Below are 19077 nucleotides of genomic sequence, written 5' to 3' on the forward strand. Positions count from 1 at the left end.
CTGATCTCTGTCTACACCTTGCTGAGGTCGGTCTTCATCAGCATCACGTTGTACTCCGACGACAGTGACAGGTTCCAGTACAGGTCGCTTCCTGTGCCCAACGTCGACGGCGACCACGGATGCAGCATCGGCGCGTAGATACCGCCCTGTTGCTGTGACAGAAGCACCTTGGCATCCGACCAGGTGCCCTGCGGCGAGCTGGACGTCCGCATCACCACGCTGTTGTTTTGGTCGGTGTACACGGCGACGTACTTCTTGAGATAGGCGTTGTACTGGACCGACATCTCGCTGACAGTGTTGCCGGCCCCCGCGCCTGGGCAGGCACCCGCAGGCGGCATGACGGGCGAAGCGGCCGCCGGATTGTTCTTCACCCACCCTGCGGGCGTGGCTCCGAACCCGAAGAAGCCCTGCGACCCGGCGCTCCAGTAATCGTATTTCGAGAGGTCCAGCACGGAGGCCTCAGGGACTCGTGCGACGTACGCAGAGCCCTGCCGCCCATTCGGCGTGCCATAGGCATACACGTAGCCGTCACCAGGTCGGACGAAAGCCATCTGCTGGAAGTTCTGATTCCCGGTACCCCACTGGTTGTAGCGCACCGTCTGCGGCGCGACCTGCCACGACTCTCCGTTGTCGATCGATGACGCGAGCGCCGAGTAGCTCGTGGTCCACTGCCCTGCGCTTCCCCATTGCTGAACGGCCATGAAGCTCATGTATTGCGTTGCACCATAGGGTGTTCCAGGGGTCGGCACCGAGATGGCCGCCGTGGGAATCAGCGTGACAGCCGATCCCAGGTTGGGGTTGACGAGCAGGTTCTTCGAGAACGGCCGACCGAACTGAAGCCACTGCGTCCTATCCAGCGGCGAGCCGCCGAACACATTGCTGCTCTCCGGTCCGGTTCCGACGAACACCCCGTTAGCCACCGAGATGCCATCGGAGAGAACCATATCCGAGCTTCGGAACAGTGTGTTGCTGCGCCATTCCTCGCCCGGGACCGCGTGATTGCCGAAGGTGTCACCGAAAGCGATGAGCACCTGGTGCTCGTTCACGGGTGTGTTCGGATTGTCCTTAATGCCGTTGTCCCAGATGATCCCGACGTCGGTGCCGGAGATGCCGAACCGGTCCATCGTGTTGTTCACCGGGTAGTTTCCGGTCACCCAGTTGACGAACGTTGTCGACGGGCTCAACTGGGCACCCGGTACCGGGAAGCCGGGCGACGCGGCAGCAGCTGCGAGGGCGGCGGGAGCCGCTGCCGCCAGCGTGACTGCGCCGGATGTTTCGCTGACCGTTTCGGTCGGTAGCGCTGAGTTCCCTGTCGCCGCCGGCTTGAACAGGTTGGCGAAACCCTGTTCGGATTCCCTGCGCACCCAGGCCAACAACGCCCACAGCCCCGTCGACTGAGCCGGTGCTACCGGGCTGTTGGTGGCAAGCGGCGCAAGGCCCAACGCCGACAGCACCGTGGTCACGATGCCAGGCACGCCAACTGTCGGTGTCACCGACGCGGGCGTCAGCGTCACGGGCGACGCCAGGGCGGCACGTTCGGCCACGGCCGCCGTCGGCACCGCGTCTGCTTCGCTCAGGGCGGACTTCGTCGACGCAGTCGGTGTGAGCCCGGCCAATGCGGTCGGACGGAGCACGGCGGCGGTGATCTGGCGGTCCGCTGCTTTCAGGCTCGGCGACAAGGTGCTTACCGCGTCACCGGATTCGAGCGCCGGTTTGGCCGGTGCCGTCAGCGGCTGACGCTTCTTGATTTCGGGCAGCTTCTCGTGCGTGGGCGACGACGGATCGACGTCGGTGTGCGATGTCTTCAGCGGCAAGTTCGGGAGCTGGGCGACGGGCAGCGCGGGCGGCGACCCGGTGTCGCCGGTCTTCGTGCTGAGCTGCGCGCCTCCGGTGCTCACCACTGCACCGGTTCCTGCCGTCCCGACATCCGGCCCTGTTGAGGTGGACTTGGTACCGGAGACTGGCGTGCCAGTGCTCGGCGCCGGTCCGGTCTGGACCGACGGAGAGGAATCTTTCGGACTGGCCGCCTCCGGCGCCGACGGACTCGAATTCTTTTCCGACGACGTCTTGTCCGATGATGGCGTGTCAGCCGAATTGGCCGAATTGGCGTCCGGGCCGGAGGGTCCCGCGCCAGCGGGATCGGCCCACGACACCCCCGTCGTCACCGCGACGCCGACGCCCAACGCGACGGCCAATGCACCGACCCTGCCTACCCACGCTGCCGCACCCACTGCATTCACTCCCCTGCACACGACCGACCGTCTACGGGTTACGTGACCACCCCCCAACCCACCAACGGGCATAGACCCCGCGGCAACCCTGGTGGTTCACTTCGGACGCGCACAAACGCGACGCGCGCACCACTTCGCATTGTGTCCGATGAAATCTCACCGTATGGGCAAAATGAAAAATGTCGGCGACACTTATTCTCAAATCGACCGTGTATTGATAGACAGAGAAATTGCATTGCCGCACGGCATAAACTGGCGCCCTACGAGTCGGTGCCAGCGGAGAGGAGCTTCGCGATGAGGATGCTACTTCGCCGGCTGGCAGCCCCGGTCGCTGTCGCACTGGCACCGGCTGCCGCCATGATGATCGCGACTCCCGCAGTCAGTAGCGCAGAGGAATGCCCTGACGGTCGGACGTGGAATCCCCAGACCGTCATGTGTGACCCGCCGCCGGCGGCGCCGGCGTGGTATCAGGCCGCCCCGTCCTACGCTCAGTCGTGGGCGCCGGCGTGGGCACCCCCTCCACCACCGGCCCCGCCGTGGGCCGACGCCCTGGGCCTCAGGATGGTCTGGGATCCCCGCTTGGAAACGTGGAACTTGATCTACGTCCGGTAATGGCCACGAGTGACTTGGCCGCGCGAACTCACCTCGGACGGTCTACCTCGTAGCTTCCCTGGTCGTCGACAACCACCACTGCCACGCGGCGATTGGCGCCGTCGACCACCACGTTGCACGTGAAACCCTCGCCCGTTGCCGCGTGTGGATTCGTCCCGTTGTTGCACGTGATGGCCCCGACGTTCTCGACGCCATAGCCATACCCGGATTCGGTGAGGATTTTCCTCACCCCATCCTCGACCTGGTGGACATCGAGCTGATTTCCGTTGGAATGCACGAACTTTGCCAATCCCAACCCCAGCGCCACGGCAATGAGCACGGCGACCACTCCACCGCCAACGAGCAGGACGACCGTCGAGCGGTTGCTTTGACTGCGCCCCTTGGCCCCAGACGCATATTGCGTTGGGGCGGAAGGATATTGCAGCACCGGGGGGTAGTACAGCGCCTGGTGATACGGCACGCGGTACGAGTGATACGGGGCAGGTCCCGGTTGCGGGTATTGCAGTCGCTGCTGATAAATCGGTCGTTGCAGTTGCGGCGGACGCTGCTGGTACGCCGTCGGTGCGGGCGTCGTCGGCGGTTGGTACGCCGGTGCAGGCGCGGTCGGCGGTTGGTACGCCGGTGCGGGCGTCCTCGGCGGTTGGCGCCGCGGTGGTGTGCCGGTTCGGGGAGGCAACGGCCGGCGCTGTTGCTGGTACCGGGCTGGGGCCTCGATCGTCTGGTCACCGGACCGGCCTTGGGAGGCCGCCCCCGGGGGCGCCCAGGCCCTCTGATCTGAGTTCACAGGCTCGCTCACGGCGCCTCAACCGTGCAGGTGACCATCGCGGTGCTCAGGCGAATCTGACGAAGCATGCGTCGGCCTCTCCTGAAAGGCCCAGCCGGTAGGCAAGGATCCTGGTGAAGCCGGCAGGCACCGTTTCGCCGTTGACATCGCTGGCCACCAGGCCGTTGGTGAGCAACCCTGATACCGCCTCATCGACGTCACCGGCCGATGGCGTCAATGAGCTTTGGCCCGAACCGTTGGAATCAGCCAACTTGCGCTGCGCCACCGCCGTGAGGCATGCAGTGCGCAGCGCAGCGCTCCCCGAGGTCAGTGCAACGTTTCTCTCACGCTGAACGGCCAACGTGTATCGAGACATCAGCAGCGAGATCGCCGAGTTGTCTCCCTTCACCAATACCTCGTCCTCGACTTCGTTGGCGGCCCTGCCCAACTCTTGCAACGCAGGCAGGTTCGCGCTGATGGTGTTCGTGGACGGGCAGTACGAGACGGGGTCGCTGGCACGGGCGTCTGCGCACTGGGCCGGATCCATCGTCAAGGTCGGCGGGTTAGCCGGAGCGAAGATGCGGTCCATGGCCTTCATCACCTCGGACAACAGGTCGGCGGTGATCGGGACATCGCCGGACTGCACCCTGCCCTGAGAGTCGACCTGCAATGACATCGGCAGGTCGCCGCGGCGGGTCTTGATGTCGTTCATGTCGATCTTGGCGCACCGCTCCGCACCCTCGTCGAAGCCGATTTGGAACGCGCCCACGCGGTCCAGAGCGGTGCCGTGGCCCTCTTCGAGAAGGTCGGAATCGTCCGGCGTCAAGACCGGGTCGCGCGAGGCCACCACCCCGGCAAGAACATAGTTGAGCCCGTCGCCCGTACTCAGGGCGAAACGTGGTGACTTTCCTTCTGCCACCCACCGCAGGTAAACGCCCGCGAAGCAATCAGCCTGTTGTTCGTCCACCACGGTGGGAGTCCGCTTGTTGACTAGCTTCGCCGACCACTGCACCGCGTGGCCGTACTCGTGGGCGAGTACGGCGATCACGGCCATGTCCTCGAAGTACTCCTTCACGACAGGCATCAAAACCCCGCGGTCCCAAGCCATTACATCGTCGTTGATGCAATAGCTCGCGTTTACCCGGCCATACGACTGGCCCCCGCACACAGATGGACCACTGCGGCTCTCGGAGTCGTAGGAGATCAGTTTGGAAACCGGCTTGAACTTGGCGTGGAAAGCTTCTGGGAACTTCTTGCCCCAGAAGTCTTCGATGTCGTTGATCCCCAACTGGGCGAGCTGGTCGATGGGGCCGTTGTCGGTGTTGCTGACTGTGCCGGTCACCCGGGGCGCATTAGGGCGTACCCCACTCGGACCGTCCGCGGCGGGCAGTCCGCCTGCCCGGTACGGGTCGTATGCCATCGACAGGGCACGGCCCCCGATCACGGTGGAGTTGCCGCAGCCGACGATCAGCAGCGCCAAGCACACGGCGGCGATGCCGCAACGGATGGACCGGCCGCCACCCCCCACGTGACGTCGGCCGACGCGTCGGTGCTGCATGCGCCAACCTCGTCTCGACTCAGTGCGGCATCCTCACCGCAACCAACTAATCCAGAATAGGGGCGATTCGGTGATGCTTCCGTGGAGCTGCGCGAACGCATGCCGCCGGCCGGCGCTGGGGTGCTCGGCCGGTCGAAACGGTCCGCAAAATTGCACCCCGCAGCGGATACTGCTTCAGTACTCGCTCAAGACGAAGGTGGCTGGGTGGACTCGCGCGTCGGCACGATGTTCGGCAAATACAGGATCGTGGCCCTGCTCGGAAAGGGCGGCATGGGCCACGTATACGAGGCCTACGACACGACCAAGGACCGGTCTGTCGCTCTGAAGGTGCTCGCCGATCAGTTTTCCCAAGACCAGGAGTTCCTCAACCGTTTTCAGCGGGAATCGCACGCCGCCGCCAAACTTCAAGAGCCACATGTCATCCCCATTCACGATTGGGGAGAGATCAACGGCGAGTTCTACATCGACATGCGCTTGGTTCAGGGGGCAGATCTGCAGCAGATGATCGCGCAAGGCCCGCTCGCTCCCGAGCGTGCGGTCGCCGTCATCAACCAGATCGCCTCTGCACTTGATGCAGCCCACGCTGAAGGTCTGATACACCGCGATGTCAAGCCCGCGAACATCATCGTCACCCCCGCAGACTTCGCCTATCTGGTCGACTTCGGTATCGCGGAGGGCAAAGGCGACTCACGATTCACTTCGGACGGGTTTCGCGTCGGATCCCTCGCATACATGGCGCCGGAGCGGTTCAGCAATTCTCCGGAGACACCGGCTGTCGATGTTTACTCACTGACCTGCGTGCTCCACGAGGCCCTCACCGGGGAAACTCCATTTCCGACCAACACGACGCAGCAGGAGATCGCAGCTCACCTTTCGCTGCCACCGCCGCAGCCGAGCGCTGTGAATTCCCGTGTCCCTGCGTCGTTCGACGAAGTCATCGCCCGCGGGATGGCCAAGGAGCCCGACGACCGGTACGGATCTGCGGGCGCATTGGGCCGCGCCGCGGAAAGAGCGCTTCAGGGGGGCCGGTCCACCGGCACGGGCCCGAACATCACCGCCCAAGTGGCCTTGCCGATACTCGGCGAGCCCGGCCCGGAGATGGCCCAAACTGAGATGCTGCGCCCGAGCTCGCTGGGGCACTCAGGCCCGCAGGCGTATCCGCCGACGGGCTCCTATCCTGCGGAATTCACCGAGCAGCCCTGGGGCTCAGCGGCTCCGCCGATGTACCCGCCGCAGGGGCAGCCGGGCTATGGGCCGGCCGCCGAGCCGCCGCCATGGCCGCCCGGTCCACCCATGGGTCCGCCGATGGGAATGCCTCCGCAGGGGCCGCCCCCGGGGAGCAGCGGCGTGGGCCGCGCGATGGTCATCCTCGCGGTGGTGTTGCTTCTGGCAGGGATCGGCGTCGGTGTGTGGCTGCTTCTCGACCGCGACAAGTCGGACTCCACGTCGCAAGCAAACGGTTCCAGTAAGTCATCGCAGAAGAGTTCGCAGAACGGGTCTTCGGGCAACTCGACGCGGTCGTTCACACCGCCGACACCGACGACGACGAAACCGCGTGTGCCGCCTCCGCTGCTGGATGGACCCGACACCAACAACACGACCTGTGGACTGAACTATCCGAATTACAGCAGTACCGCGTGGGTGAGCCATGCCGGTCGGGGATCTAACACGACGTCGTGCACCTTCGCTGCCAACGTCCTCGACGCCTATTTGAGGATGGGACCCACGGCGCCTTCACTTCGAGAAGTGTCGGCGCCTGGGGCCGTCTCGTGCACGCAGAGAGAAGCCGATGGCGCGCGATGCGATCCGGCCAATCGCCGGAACTTCCTCATGCTGTGCTCAGCCAACGAGTCGCCCGACTGGATCACCTGCGTCGGCGGTGTCGAGGCGAAGGTCTATCTCTACTAGCACTGGCTGAACGGCAACGCGTCCGTGTGGTCGTTCAGCCAGCGGGCGATTTTGTTGAGGTCACTGGTTCCCTCGGCGAATGAGCCAGACGCCGGCTGCGCCGCCATCGCGACCGCGACGCGCCCGCCAGGGGTTTCGAGCACCCCGATTTGGCGCACCAGATAACCACCCGACCTCGATGGTCCCCACCCACCCTTGTACTGGGTGTCCGGAAGTGTTCCCAGCCCCCACTGTTGGTCCGGTGCGATCTGTCGCATCAGGTCAAAGATCGGGTCGTTTCGTCCGTCGCACACCGCGCTGGCGACGAACGTCGCGGCGTTGTGCAGCGACCAGTCCGTCTGGCCGAACGCACTGAATGGCGGATAGGTTCTTTGCGATTCGACGATCGTCGGGTCGCCGTAGCCGCGAAGCACGTCCCCGACTTTGGCTGCCGCCGTCTCCGGGGGGCCCAGACTCTCCCATAGCGATTCGGCAGCATCGTTGTCGGAGTTGATGATCGCGGCGCGCATCGGACCGGTGACATCCCCTTGCTCGCGCAAGACCGCGAGCGCCAGGGCGACCTTGATGGTCGACCACGCCGCCCCAGTCTCCCAGTTCCCAAGCGGCACAGAGCGTCCGCCCGCACCGACGCCGGTGACCACGAGCCCGACCTTCGCGTCGAGAGACTTCTCAAGCTCCTCGAATTCCGACTCGAGTGCCGCCGGAACGATCGGCGTCGGCTGTGGTTCCGTGCTCGCCGACAACGTGGCGGGCGGAGTGGCCAATGCGCTCGTCTGCGTGCTTGTCTCCGCGGCGCGGACCGCAGTCTTCGCATCGTGACGATTGAGGCTGATCACGCCGCCGACGATCGACGCGACCGACAACACGATCACGACGCCGACGATCGTCCGCACTAGCCAGGTGCGGTCCCGCCATCGCTGGGCCTCGGGCGCGGCGTGCCTAGACACGCGTTTCGGGATGTCGGGAGACAGGCATCGAATAGACGATGCGGCACCGCCGGGGACTTTGGGACCGAACGAGCGAACATGTCGCTGATTTGTGACGAGTCGGACGCCGTCGAAGCGCGAGCAGTGCGCTGCGGGTGCTAGCCGGGGGCTGAGGTCGCACTGAGATAGTCGACGATGCCCTGCGTCACTGCGGCCGCATAGCGGGCACGCCCGTCGGGCGATTCCATCTGTGCCGCCTCGCCGTTGTTCTTCATGTTGCCGAGTTCGACGAGTATCGCCGGATAGTCGGCAAGGTTCAGACCGGCGAGATCCGCACGGCCGTACATGCCGTCGGTGCCGATATACGTCGACGGCTGAAACTGCCCTGCGACAAGGGCATTGCGCATGACGGAAGCCAACTGCATGGCCGGACCGCGCTGAGCGTCGTTCAGCGGCGGGCTGGAATAGTTCACGTGAAAGCCACGGCCCCCCGCGGGTCCGCCGTCGGCGTGGATGCTGACGATCGCGTCCGGGTGCATGGCGTTGGCCATCCTTGCGCGCTCGTCGACGCACGGGGCCGATCCGCTGTCGTCGTTACGCGACAGTTCGGTGCGCACCCCGCGCGCCTGCAGGTTCGCGTTGACAAGTTGCACCACGTCCCATGTGAACGTGTGCTCAGGGAAGCCGTCGGAGGTGGATGTGCCGGTTGTGCCGCAGTCCTTTGTGCCGTTCCGGCCGTTGGTGACCTGACGCGACAACGCGGCGCCCCCGGCGCCGCCGTGACCCGGATCCAGAAAGACCGCCTTGCCTGCGATATCTGACTGTGCCACCGCCTGCGTGGCGCTGGCGACGGAGACGAGGGAGCAACAGGCCGTCACGACCACAGCCGCGGCCATCACCTTGCCTGACGTCACTGCGCCAGGGTAGCAATGTGGCGGCTGCTCGCCTCACGCGAATTCGGGCCTGCGCTTCTCCAGGAATGCGTTGATGCCCTCGTCGCCGTCGGCGGCGTCGGCGCATGCAGCGATCAGCCGGCCTTCGGCCTCCATCTGCTCTTCGAGCCCGCTTGTGAACGACGACAACAACAGCTTTTTGACTGCCGAGCCGGATTGCCTTGCCCCCGAGGCGATTTGCTGCGCCAACGCTTCGACCCGGGCGTCCAACCCGGTGGCGTCGACGACCTCGGTCACCAACCCCCACTCAAATGCCTCAGCGGCTGACAGTTTCCGATTGGTCAGCATCAGCTCCTGCGTTTTGCGGATGCCGATGAGCCGCGGCAGGAAGTACGACGAGCTGCCGTCGGGACACAGGCCCGCGGCCGTGTAGGCCATCGTGAACGACGCGGAGTCGGCCGCGATCACGAGGTCACCCGTGACCGCGAGGCTGAACCCCGCCCCGGCCGCAACGCCGTTGACCACGGTGATCAGCACCGCATCCATTCGCGCGAACGTGGAAATGGCCCGGTGGAGGTCGTCAGCAATGGTCTTCACGTAGTGGCCGGCCGGCCCGGATGACGACGCGATCGCCCGGAGGTCGCCGCCTGCGCTGAAGAAACGCCCCGCGCCGGACAGGATGACGACCTTGGTCCCCTCGACGTCGCAGCGCATTGCGGCGTGGGCGAGTTCGCGCGTCAGGGTGTCGTTCATCGCGTTCGCCGCGTCCGGCCGGTCGAGCGTGATGCGGGTGATCGGACCGGATTGCTCAAAGGCGATGGCCTCGTAATCGCTCACCGGATCACACTAACCGGTGGGAAAATGCTGCCGGCTTGCTGATGACGGGGTCGCGGGTGTCCGATGACATCGAGAACCGTCCACGACAGAAGGGACCTCTACATGCCGTCCGTGAGCCCAGATGCGATTCGCGCAGAGACCGTCATGTTCACCGGACACGACGGTGACGAGGTCGAGGCATACCAGGCGCTTCCGTTGAGTCCCGGATCGCGCGGTGGCATCGTATGGATCCACCACATGCCCGGGTACGACAGGGAGACAAAGGAATTCGTTCGCCGTCTGGCCGTCGCGGGCTACCCCACCATCGCGCCGAACCTGTACTGGCGAGAGGCCCCTGGTGCCGAGCCCGACGATGCGGCGGCGACGGTGCGCGCCGCCGGTGGCGTTCCCGACCATCGACTCGTCGGCGACGTCGCCGGGGCAGCTGACTACCTGAGGGGGCTCGACGGCGCCAACGGAAAAATCGGCATCATCGGCCACTGCTCCGGAGGGCGGCACACCGTCTTGGCCGCATGCTCGCTGCAAGTGGACGCCGCTGTCGACTGTTACGGCGCGTTCGTCGTCGAGGATCCGCCGGAGGGCATGCCGAAAGCGATGCAGCCGATCCTCGAGCTGGTCGGAAACCTCAGCTGTCCGCTGCTCGGCCTGTTCGGCAAGGAGGACATTTACCCCTCACCGGAATCGGTGGCCACGCTCGACGCGGCGTTGACCAAGGCGGGCAAGGACCACGACTTCTACTCCTACGACGGAGCGGGCCACTCGTTCTTCTCCGTCGACCGGCCCGCCTACCGAGTGCAGGCTGCCGTGGACGGCTGGCGGCGGATCGATGACTTTTTCGGCAAGCACCTGGCGGGCTGATCATGTGCACATACCTCACCGAGAAGATCGCCGTCGACGGCAGTGGCAAGAGCGCCACGGGCTGGTTCACCGCTACTGAGGCGACCGTCTACGTCGACCATCCCGTGCATGCGCCGTATGGGCACACGGTCAACATCGACCTGCTCAACCCGTCTCGGGGGCCGTCGGCGCGTGTTGCACTCGAACTCACGGAGGAGTCGGCACTCGCGCTGGCCGAGGCGATCCGGCGGGCGATCGGCAGCGCGCCCGCCGGGATCGCGTCGAAAGAGCAGTGACCCTACGGGTCTGGCAGGTCGGTCCACTCGGCTGACACGGACGCCGACCATCGTGGCGGCCGTTTCTCGACGAATGCCGACACCCCTTCGCGGGCGTCCGCGCTTCCCATCACCCGGTGATGCAGCGCCGTCTCGAGCGACGCGACTTGTCGCGGGGTGTAGCCGTTGATGACGGTGTCCCACAGCAGCCGCTTGGACACCGCGGCCGACATCGGCGCCACGTTCTCGGCGATGTCGGTGGCGACCGCGATCGCCTGCGGCAGTACGGAATCCGTTGGGACCGCGCGCGTTGCAACGCCGAGGGCCTGCGCCTCGGTGCCGAGGAAGCTGCGGCCGGTCAGCAGGATGTCCGCGGCCGCGGTGAGACCGGCCAGGTGCGCAATTGTCCAGTGCGACATACAGTCGCCTAACACGCCGCGACGCACCTGCACGACACCGTATTTCGCGTTTTCGGCGAAGATGCGGATGTCGGCTTGCAGCGCAATCGTCAGGCCGATTCCGATTGCGTGTCCGTTGCAGGCCGCGATCACAGGTTTGCGGATCTCGAAGGCCGCCGGGCGGATTGGCGAAGCAGTAAATTCCGCGTCGTCGCGCGGGGACGCGAACGGGTCTTGATCGCCGCCGAAGTCGGCGCCCACACAGAAGGCCGATCCCGCACCGGTCAGGACGAGCGCGCGGACGTCGTCGTCATCGTCGCAAGACTGATAGGCCTCGCCGAGCAACCGGCCCATCTCGCCGGTGTAGGCGTTGAGGCGCTCGGGACGATTGAGCGTCAGCACCGCAACGCCTCGCGACACCTCAACCGTCAGATCAGCTTTCATGTTCCGCCTCAGCTGACGACGCCGCGCAGGCCCTCCGCGCCGAACATCGGCTCGAACAACCCGCTGAAATCCGGTCCGCGCCGTAGCGAGATCCCGCCGTCGACGTTGATGACCTGTCCGGTGATGAAGCCGGCGGCATCGCTGAGGAGGAACAGTGCCATCATCGCGATGTCTTCGACTTCGCCGGCCCGCGCGAGCGGCGTGTTGATCAGGTAGTCGTCCCGAACGGCGTCCGTCTGGAAGATCGGCTCGACCATCTCGGTGCGGATGAGTCCGGGTCGTATTCCGTTGACCCTCACCGACGATGGCCCGAGCTCGTCGGCGGCCACCATCATCATGTGGTCGATCGCAGACTTCGTCGGGCCGTAGGCCCCGAACCAGCGGTGGGTGTTGCTCGCCGCCCACGACGAGATCCCGACGAAAGACCCGCCGCCGCCGCGGACCATCTCACGCGCTACGTGCTTGAGGACGTACATCGTGCCGTTGACGTTCAGGTCGACCGTCTGGCGCCACGCCTCCGAGTCGAGATGTGTGATCGGACCGACGCTGAGTGAGCCGCCCGCACAGTGGACGCCACCGTGCAGACGCCCGCTCCATGCCGTCGCGGCGTCGACAGCGCGCGCCGTCTCTTCTTCATTGGTGACATCGGCCGGTTCGTAGCGGACCTCACCTCCGCTGTCGCCTGCACCGGCCTCGATGTCGCTCACCGCCGCGGCGAGCCGGTCGGCGTTGCGACCCACGATCATCACTCGCGCACCGGCGTTCACCAACGTGACGGCCACACCTTTACCAATCCCGCTCCCGCCACCGGTCACGAGATACGTCCGGTCGGTCAATGACAGCTCCACCACAGCCCCTAACGTCCACGCTGACCCACATCCGCTGACACGCGCCGGTGACAATCGAACCACGCTGGTTGACGCGAATTGCCGCGTGTCGAAGTTGTGCAGACTTCTCCTAATCTTCATAGACTCTGTGAACTGGCACTCAAGACAGGAAACACATGGCGATTCTCGATCTACCAGCTCGTCGGCTCGTTTTCGCAGGCGCCTTTGCAGCGGCGATCGCTCTATCGCCGGCGATCGCCGTTTTCGCCCACCCGACACCGGTCAAGCCGGTGGCCGCGTGCCCCTCGGGTGAGAGCGAGGACCCCTACACCTACGCATGCGTGCCCGAGCTGGTTCCCAACGGCGGCGGCGGTGCACCCACCGAGCAGCAGCTCACCCAGTGCAGCGGCCGTGACCAGGCGAATTGCCTCGAGCAGGACTATTACGGTTCGCCCGGCGGCGACGTCCCCAAGCCCGACACCACGGTGCACCAAAGCCCGTAGCTCGGGCCGGTGTGCTGGGCGGTGGCCTTCACCTACAGTTGAGGCATGCCCGCAAAATCTGACCCCGCCGAGCTCGGCGACGTCGAACCGCTGGCCGACAGCACCGCTCGACAAGCTCGTCGGGTGGTCGCGGCCTACGCGACCGATGCCGACGAGTGCCGGATCTTCCTTTCGATGCTCGGCATTGGACCCGCGAAGAACGAGTCCTAGATGTGTCCGTCCGCGGACCAAACTGATGTACCCGACCGCGGAAAGGGCAGCGACTTCGTCGTCGTCGCCAACCGGCTCCCCGTCGACCTGGAACGGCTGCCCGATGGGACCACCACTTGGAAGCGCAGCCCCGGCGGGCTCGTCACCGCACTCGAACCACTTCTTCGTCGTCGCAAGGGCGCCTGGATCGGATGGCCCGGCGTTCCCGACACCGATGAGGATGTCATCGTCGAGGACGATCTGCGTCTGTATCCCGTCCGGCTGAGTGCCGACGACGTCGCCGACTACTACGAGGGGTTCTCGAACGCGACGCTATGGCCGCTCTATCACGACGTGATCGTCAAGCCGATCTACCACCGCGAGTGGTGGGACCGATACGTCGACGTGAATCGTCGCTTCGCAGAAGCCACTTCCCACGCCGCGGCACCGAACGCGACCATATGGGTACAGGACTACCAACTACAGCTTGTACCGAAGATGCTGCGGGAATTGCGGCCGGACCTGACGATCGGCTTCTTCCTGCACATCCCGTTTCCCCCTGTCGAGCTATTCATGCAATTGCCCTGGCGCACAGCAATTGTCGAGGGATTGCTCGGGGCAGATCTGGTCGGCTTCCATTTGCCCGGTGGCGCACAGAATTTCCTGATACTCGCCCGTAAGCTGGTGGGCGCCAACACGTCGCGGGGCAGCGTGGGGATCCGTTCCCGGTTCGGCGAGGTCGAATACGAAGGGCGCACAGTGCGTGTCGGTGCGTTTCCGATCTCGATCGACTCTGCCGATCTCGACCGCAAAGGCCGTCAGAGAAGCACCCGCCATCGAGCCCGTGAGATCCGCGCCGAGTTGGGCAATCCCCGCAAGATTCTGCTCGGCGTCGACCGCCTCGACTACACCAAGGGGATCGACGTTCGGCTGAAAGCGTTTTCAGAGCTGCTGGCCGAGGGACGTGCCAAGCGTGACGACACCGTGCTCGTCCAGCTCGCCACGCCCAGCCGGGAGCGCGTCGAAAGCTACAAGGAACTTCGCGAGGACATCGAGCGCGAGGTCGGCCACATCAACGGCGAGTACGGCGAGGTCGGGCATCCTGTCGTGCACTACATCCACCGGCCGATGCCGCGTGACGAGCTGGTCGCGTTCTACGTCGCCAGCGACATCATGCTGGTCACCCCGCTCCGTGACGGGATGAACCTCGTCGCAAAGGAATACGTGGCCTGCCGAAGCGACTTGGGTGGCGCACTCGTGCTCAGCGAATTCACTGGCGCCGCATACGAATTGAACCAAGCCTTCCTGGTCAATCCGCATGATCTGGAAGGCGTCAAAGATGCCATCGAGGCGGCCATGAACCAGACCCCAGACGCAGGTCGCCGACGGATGCGCGCACTGCGTCGTCAGGTGCTGACCCATGACGTCGACCAGTGGGCGCGGTCATTCCTCGATGCGCTGGCCGCAACGTCCATAAACTAGATGACCTTGACGCCCGTCCCGCTGCATATTTCAGCCACTGCGCTGGCGGTCGGCGTGCATAGAGCGCAGCGCGGCGCGGAGCACCTTGCCCGCACTGTTGAGGGGTAGTTCCTCGACTGTGTACCAGTACTGCGGAACTTTGAAGCCGGCCAGCGTGGCGCGGGCGAAGGAACGCAGCTCCTCTGACCGCGGCGGATGCGCCCAGTCCGTCGGCACGACGAACGCGGCGAGGGTCTCCCCGAGTCGCGCGTCCGGCACACCGACGACTCCGGCAGCTGCTATCTCCGGGTGCGCGGTGAGCACGTTCTCGACTTCGAGGGGATAGATGTTCTCTCCGCCACGAACGACCATGTCGTGCCGACGACCGCACAAACGCAGGTAACCATCGCCGTCCACGACGCCCAAATCGCCGGTGTGCAACCATCCGTCGGCCGCCTGATTCGACAAATGTTCAGCCGCAGCAAGCACCTCGCCGACGCCTGCGCCGTCCGGGTCATCGATCTTCAGCTGAAGTCCCGGCACGGGTCGGCCAACGGTGGCCAGAAGATTTGGATCTTCTTTGGTGGCCCACCTGTGCTCGTCCGGACCCAGGCTGGTGATCGGGCTGCCCTCGGTTTGGCCGTAGAGATTGACCATCGCGACATCGGGAAGTACGTCAAGGACTCGCCGCAAGGTCGCAACGGTGATCGGCGATGCGCCGTAGACGAGTGTCTTCAACCGAACCGTATCGAGAAGCCCTCGGTCTAGCAGCATTTCGATCATCGTGGGAACGAGTAGACAGTGGGTTGCGTTCAGGTGGCTCAGGGCTCCCCACCAATCAAAGGAGAATTTGTTGGTGGGGATGACGGCCGCGCCGACGGTCAGAGCCACCATGATGTTGCCAAGGCCGCCAATGTGATGCAACGGCGACCCGGTTGCGTAACGATCGTCGGGGTTCAGCTCGATCAGGCCGCGCAGAAGCTCGGCGCGGACATCGAGAACGTGCTCACTCAACGAGATTCGTTTGGGCACCCCGGTCGTTCCGGCAGTGTGCAAGTAGATCGCTGTCGGACCGCCTTCTTCCTGCAACCGGCGATGCGATATCGGCAATGACGGCACCGTCATTGCGCGAATTCCGGCCAGGTCGGCAACTTGGCGGGCAGTCTCCATGAACGGCGCCTCGGCAAGGATCACAGAAGATCCACTCCGGCGCACCGGCTCAGCCAACTCCGCCGGCGTCTGTCGAGGGCCCAGCGGGGCGAGTGGTCGGTCAGCGGCAGCACCACCCAACAGCAATGCCAGCGCATCGGCGTTAGTGGTGAGCAACGCCGGAACTGGGCAACCCGCGTGGACGTCGAGTCCGACGAGCAGCTCGGATGCCCCGACGGCCTTGCCGAGGAGTTCGCGGCCCGTGACGGTACCTGATTCGTCGATGACCGCGGGCCGTCGACTGCGCTCGTGGATGGCGGAAATCCGCTCCAGCCAGGTCATCTGAGCGACAGCCCACCTCTGTTGGTCTCCACCGGCGCTCGCCGTGGGGCCGGCACCCGATCGTAACGGCGGCCGCGCCATTTTGGGAAAACGATAAAGGGTTTACTCTTTAGAGACATCGACGTGAAGGAGGGCACGGGACGTGCGCATCATCGTCACCGGCGGCAACAGCGGCGTCGGGAAGGCGACGGCGACTGCGATGGCGGCTGCCGGCCACGAGGTGATCATCGCCTGCCGAACCCTGAGCAAATCGCGCGAAGCCGCTGCAGCGATGTCCGGCCACGTCGGGGTGCATGAGTTGGACCTGGCCGACCTGACCAGCGTGCGCAAGTTCGCCGACACCGTCGATTACGTCGATGTGCTGGTCAACAACGCCGGCGTACTGGGCCTGCCCCTGACGCGCACGGCAGATGGCTTCGAGGCGCATATGGGCACCAATCACTTGGGTCACTTCGCGCTGACTTGCCTCCTGGGTGACCGGATCCGAGACCGCGTCGTCGCCGTGGCAAGCACCAACTACGCCACGGCGCGCGTCCACTTCGACGATCTCAACTGGGAGCGGCGCCGCTACAGCCCGTGGGCCGCATACGGTGAGTCGAAGCTGGCGAACATGCTTTTCGTGCGCGAGTTGGTTGCCCGAGGCGTGACCGCGTACGCCTCGGATCCCGGGATGACCGACACCGCGATCACTCGCAACGGGTCGGGCGCACTGCAGTGGGCGGGCCGAGTGCTCTCGCCGCACATCGCCCAGAGCCCGGCCGATGGCGCCCGCTCCACCATCCAGGCGATCACCACGACCCTGCCGAACGGAAGCTACCTCGCGCCGCGGGGCCTGTTCCACCAGTGGGGTAAGCCCAAGTCCAGCAAGCTCATGGCCAAAGCACGAGCCGCCGACAATGCGCGACGACTGTGGGAGCTCTCCGCCGAGCTCACCGGGTGCGAGTGGCAAGGCAGGCAGCCGTGATCAATGGCGCAGGAGGCACGACATGACGGCCGAGGTCGATTCCACGGAATACCAACGGCCCCAATTCCGCTTGGCACCCGATCCCACTGCAGAGTCGCACGCCTTCTGGACCGGCGGCCAACGCGGTGAGTTGCTGATCAATCGTTGCCACGGGTGCGGGCACTTCTTCCATCCCCCGGGACCGGCGTGTTGGCGTTGCCGTAGCACTGACGTAGCACCGGAGTCGGTGTCGGGCCTCGCGACGGTCGCGGCGTATACGGTCAACCGGCAGAAGTGGATCCCCGGTTTCGAGCCTCCATACATCGTGGCGATGGTCGAGTTGGACGACGAACGCGACGTGCGGCTCATCACGAACCTCGTTGGAGTGCCGGCAGACGACGTCCGGGTCGGCATGCGGGTCGAGGTGTTCTTCGAGGACTGGACCGACGTGTCGGGCGACGAGGACACCCGCGTCTGGCTCCCCCTGTTCCGCCCAGTTCCGCAAAGCTGAGTTCTATCTTGGCTTGATGACGAATTCCGGTATCCGGTAACCGCTTTCCCCAAGGTCGACGACGCGCAGTTCGACCTGCTGCCCGATGCGGACGTCCGCTGGATCCGCGTCGACGACGGCGTTGATCCGCAACCCGGATTGCTCGGCGAGTTCGATGAGCCCGACGACGTAGGGCGGAATCCGACCAGGCACCAGCGCCTGGCGGACCACGATGTAGCTGAAGAGCGTGCCTTCGCCGCTGACTTCCTCGAAATGCACTGGACCGCCGGTGAATCGGCTGCGCTCCAGTGGCGGATGAATCCACTTGCCGGTGTCGTCACAGCGGCACAGCATCAGCTTGCCGTTCTTGAGGCCCTCCCAATACGGCGCGGTGTCGGGATCGGGAACCGGAATCGGTGGCAGGAGTGCGGGATTCGTTGCCGCTTTTGATGTCATGGCTTCTCCCTGCTGTAGACGTTGGCGCCGCCGAACGGGCCCGCACCGGCAGTGACTAGCGCCAGTTGCGCGTCGTCGACCTGGCGCACGCCGGCGGCATGGCGCAACTGCAGCGCGGCTTCGTAGTGATGGTTGAGGCCGTGGATGTAGCCCTCGGACAGCAGGCCACCGTGCGGATTCACCACGACGTCGCCGCCGTATGTCGCGCGCCCGGTCGAGAAGAATTTGCCCACCTCACCTTTCTCACAGAAGCCGAAGCCCTCCATGGTGGCCATCACGGTGTAGGTAAAGCAGTCGTACATGCAGGCCAGATCCATGTCAGCCGGGGTAAGCCCGGTTTTCTTCCAAATCTTCGGCCCCGCCGTCCGGGAGAACATCTCAGTGGGATCGTCCCATTCGGTCCAGCCCGCTCCCCCTTGAGAATTCGACGAGCCAACCAACCACATCGGAGGTTGCTTGACGTCGCGGGCGATGTCCTCGCCGGTGACCAGGATGGCCACCGCCCCATCGACCTCCGACGTACAGTCGAGTACCCGGAACGGTTCGTTGATCCAGCGAGCGGCCAGATATTCGTCCATGGACAGCGGTTCGCGCCGCAACGCATGCTCGTTGGGTCCGGCATGCGTGCGTTGAGTGATCGCGATCTGCCCCAGATCCTCTGAGGTGGAGCCGTATTCATGCTGATGGCGACGGGCCCACATTGCGATCCACTGCGGCGGCACCAGGAAACCCGATGCGGTGTCGAACTGGTCATGGTGAGGCACTTGCATCGGTCCATCGACATGGCCGAAGCGGTGGCCCGACCGGCCATTGAGCGAGCGATACACCAGCACCGCCCGACACATCCCCGCCTCAATCACCGCCGCGGCGGTGGCGATCTGATCAGCCACCAGATTGCCGCCGCCGTGCATCGCATTGGCCCACGCCAGCTCATCGATACCCAACGCCCAGCCCACGTAGATGGGTTGTTCGGAGTCGTTGACCATATAGGTGCTGATGCCGTCGACATCGGCTGGAGTGAGGCCGGCGTCGGCG

At 65.0% G+C, this 19077-nt stretch carries 21 protein-coding genes; 10 read left to right on the forward strand and 11 right to left on the reverse strand.

Annotation, left to right across the window (positions count from 1 at the left end):
• Positions 1-11: 11 nt before the first annotated feature.
• The gene (locus QOH60_RS11900) at positions 12-1898 is read right to left on the reverse strand and encodes a DUF4185 domain-containing protein (RefSeq protein ID WP_526420441.1); all 1887 of its coding nucleotides are present in this window, start codon (positions 1896-1898) and stop codon (positions 12-14) included.
• Between the two features lie 67 nt (positions 1899-1965).
• Here QOH60_RS11900 and QOH60_RS11905 point away from each other — a divergent pair, with 67 nt between their 5' ends.
• Together QOH60_RS11905 and QOH60_RS11910 are read left to right on the forward strand one after the other, a co-directional pair.
• Entirely contained in the window at positions 1966-2277 is a 312-nt protein-coding gene (locus QOH60_RS11905) for a hypothetical protein (RefSeq protein WP_526420443.1), read from the forward strand.
• Between the two features lie 248 nt (positions 2278-2525).
• Complete coding sequence (locus QOH60_RS11910; protein WP_526420445.1) at positions 2526-2843, forward strand: hypothetical protein; 318 nt, start codon at positions 2526-2528, stop codon at positions 2841-2843.
• Between the two features lie 28 nt (positions 2844-2871).
• On the opposite strand, the gene QOH60_RS11915 is transcribed toward QOH60_RS11910, so the two are convergent.
• Entirely contained in the window at positions 2872-3639 is a 768-nt protein-coding gene (locus QOH60_RS11915) for a DUF4333 domain-containing protein (RefSeq protein WP_526420447.1), read from the reverse strand.
• Positions 3640-3673: 34 nt separating this feature from the next.
• A complete protein-coding gene (locus QOH60_RS11920; protein WP_526420449.1) occupies positions 3674-5164 on the reverse strand; it encodes a neutral zinc metallopeptidase in 1491 nt (496 codons plus the stop codon).
• A gap of 204 nt (positions 5165-5368) precedes the next feature.
• On the opposite strand from QOH60_RS11920, the gene QOH60_RS11925 reads away from it, so the two are divergent.
• Entirely contained in the window at positions 5369-7072 is a 1704-nt protein-coding gene (locus tag QOH60_RS11925) for a serine/threonine-protein kinase (RefSeq protein WP_526420451.1), read from the forward strand.
• On the opposite strand, the gene QOH60_RS11930 is transcribed toward QOH60_RS11925, so the two are convergent.
• From QOH60_RS11930 to QOH60_RS11940, 3 genes are all read right to left on the reverse strand, one after another.
• Positions 7069-8019, reverse strand: a complete 951-nt coding sequence (locus QOH60_RS11930; RefSeq protein ID WP_526420453.1) for a serine hydrolase — start codon at positions 8017-8019, stop codon at positions 7069-7071. The genes QOH60_RS11925 and QOH60_RS11930 overlap by 4 nt on opposite strands.
• 137 nt (positions 8020-8156) lie before the next feature.
• Positions 8157-8894, reverse strand: a complete 738-nt coding sequence (locus tag QOH60_RS11935) for an Rv3717 family N-acetylmuramoyl-L-alanine amidase (protein WP_526420485.1) — start codon at positions 8892-8894, stop codon at positions 8157-8159.
• A gap of 51 nt (positions 8895-8945) precedes the next feature.
• On the reverse strand, positions 8946-9728 hold the full coding sequence (locus QOH60_RS11940; RefSeq protein WP_526420455.1) for an enoyl-CoA hydratase/isomerase family protein: 783 nt from the start codon (positions 9726-9728) through the stop codon (positions 8946-8948).
• A 63-nt stretch (positions 9729-9791) separates the two neighbouring features.
• On the opposite strand from QOH60_RS11940, the gene QOH60_RS11945 reads away from it, so the two are divergent.
• Positions 9792-10586 carry a dienelactone hydrolase family protein gene (locus QOH60_RS11945; protein ID WP_526420457.1) on the forward strand — a complete coding sequence of 265 codons (795 nt, stop codon included), beginning with the start codon at positions 9792-9794 and terminating at the stop codon, positions 10584-10586.
• Between the two features lie 2 nt (positions 10587-10588).
• Entirely contained in the window at positions 10589-10861 is a 273-nt protein-coding gene (locus QOH60_RS11950; protein WP_526420459.1) for a DUF6295 family protein, read from the forward strand.
• Positions 10862-10863: 2 nt separating this feature from the next.
• Here the strand turns inward: QOH60_RS11950 and QOH60_RS11955 are convergent, their stop codons facing one another.
• The gene (locus QOH60_RS11955; RefSeq protein WP_526420461.1) at positions 10864-11682 is read right to left on the reverse strand and encodes an enoyl-CoA hydratase/isomerase family protein; all 819 of its coding nucleotides are present in this window, start codon (positions 11680-11682) and stop codon (positions 10864-10866) included.
• An 8-nt stretch (positions 11683-11690) separates the two neighbouring features.
• Complete coding sequence (locus tag QOH60_RS11960) at positions 11691-12530, reverse strand: SDR family oxidoreductase (protein WP_526420463.1); 840 nt, start codon at positions 12528-12530, stop codon at positions 11691-11693.
• A 155-nt stretch (positions 12531-12685) separates the two neighbouring features.
• On the opposite strand from QOH60_RS11960, the gene QOH60_RS11965 reads away from it, so the two are divergent.
• Genes QOH60_RS11965 through QOH60_RS11975 form a run of 3 tightly spaced genes read left to right on the forward strand, consistent with a single transcriptional unit; the run spans position 12686 to position 14683 of the window.
• Complete coding sequence (locus tag QOH60_RS11965) at positions 12686-13012, forward strand: intersectin-EH binding protein Ibp1 (RefSeq protein ID WP_526420465.1); 327 nt, start codon at positions 12686-12688, stop codon at positions 13010-13012.
• A 45-nt stretch (positions 13013-13057) separates the two neighbouring features.
• On the forward strand, positions 13058-13222 hold the full coding sequence (locus QOH60_RS11970) for a hypothetical protein (RefSeq protein WP_526420467.1): 165 nt from the start codon (positions 13058-13060) through the stop codon (positions 13220-13222).
• Positions 13223-14683 carry an alpha,alpha-trehalose-phosphate synthase (UDP-forming) gene (locus tag QOH60_RS11975; RefSeq protein ID WP_526420469.1) on the forward strand — a complete coding sequence of 487 codons (1461 nt, stop codon included), beginning with the start codon at positions 13223-13225 and terminating at the stop codon, positions 14681-14683.
• 30 nt (positions 14684-14713) lie between these two features.
• Here the strand turns inward: QOH60_RS11975 and QOH60_RS11980 are convergent, their stop codons facing one another.
• A complete protein-coding gene (locus tag QOH60_RS11980; protein ID WP_526420471.1) occupies positions 14714-16153 on the reverse strand; it encodes a class I adenylate-forming enzyme family protein in 1440 nt (479 codons plus the stop codon).
• A gap of 142 nt (positions 16154-16295) precedes the next feature.
• Here QOH60_RS11980 and QOH60_RS11985 point away from each other — a divergent pair, with 142 nt between their 5' ends.
• Both QOH60_RS11985 and QOH60_RS11990 read left to right on the forward strand, forming a co-directional pair.
• Positions 16296-17117: an SDR family NAD(P)-dependent oxidoreductase gene (locus tag QOH60_RS11985; RefSeq protein WP_526420473.1), complete on the forward strand. Its 822-nt coding sequence runs from the start codon at positions 16296-16298 to the stop codon at positions 17115-17117.
• 22 nt (positions 17118-17139) lie between these two features.
• Positions 17140-17607: a Zn-ribbon domain-containing OB-fold protein gene (locus QOH60_RS11990; protein ID WP_526420475.1), complete on the forward strand. Its 468-nt coding sequence runs from the start codon at positions 17140-17142 to the stop codon at positions 17605-17607.
• Positions 17608-17610: 3 nt separating this feature from the next.
• Here QOH60_RS11990 and QOH60_RS11995 read toward each other — a convergent pair whose 3' ends face one another.
• Together QOH60_RS11995 and QOH60_RS12000 are read right to left on the reverse strand one after the other, a co-directional pair.
• A complete protein-coding gene (locus QOH60_RS11995) occupies positions 17611-18042 on the reverse strand; it encodes a Zn-ribbon domain-containing OB-fold protein (protein ID WP_526420477.1) in 432 nt (143 codons plus the stop codon).
• A partial coding sequence (locus tag QOH60_RS12000; RefSeq protein ID WP_526420479.1) for a thiolase family protein occupies positions 18039-19077 on the reverse strand: 1039 nt, incomplete at its 5' end. The genes QOH60_RS11995 and QOH60_RS12000, both read right to left, overlap by 4 nt.

Source organism: Mycobacterium sp. (genome assembly GCF_032159765.1).
Classification (GTDB): Bacteria; Actinomycetota; Actinomycetes; order Mycobacteriales; family Mycobacteriaceae; genus Mycobacterium.